Below are 434 nucleotides of genomic sequence, written 5' to 3' on the forward strand. Positions count from 1 at the left end.
GGCGGATCCCGCAGCTGATGCCCATCTCGCGCATCATCTTCAGCACGGTCTTGTAGGCTATGCGCACGCCCTGCTCGGCGCGCAGGCACATGGCGATCTGCCTGTGGCCGCACCCGTTGGCCGTGCGCGAGAATATCTCGGCGGCGGCCTCCCAGAGCTCGGGCCTGGTGGGAGCCTTCGGGTGCGACAGCGCGTAGTAGTAGCTCGACCTCGCCAGGCCGGCGCACTCCAGCAGGCACCCCAGCCCGTACCCCTCTTCGCGCAGGGCGCTCACGGCCTCGACCTTCGCCCTGGTCAGAGTCCGTCCCTCTCGACCAGGGCACGCAATTTTTTTAGGTAGGCCACCTCGGTCTCGAGCCTTCGGCAGCGCTCCTCGAGCTCCTGCTCGCGCGTGCGCGGCCTCGCCTTGGAACCGCTCGGCCGGCCCTTGGGCC

Annotated in this window: 1 protein-coding gene; it reads right to left on the reverse strand. The window is 69.1% G+C overall.

Annotated features, from left to right (window positions below; all coding sequences use genetic code 11):
- Nucleotides 1-274, reverse strand: a 274-nt coding sequence (locus tag ACQRAJ_RS08795) for an IS3 family transposase (protein WP_427748393.1), incomplete at its 3' end; no start/stop codon positions are given.
- Between the last annotated feature and the right edge of the window lie 160 nt (nucleotides 275-434).

The sequence above is a fragment of the Collinsella sp. SGI.184 genome (assembly GCF_050313415.1).
In the GTDB taxonomy this organism is placed as follows: Bacteria; Actinomycetota; Coriobacteriia; order Coriobacteriales; family Coriobacteriaceae; genus Collinsella.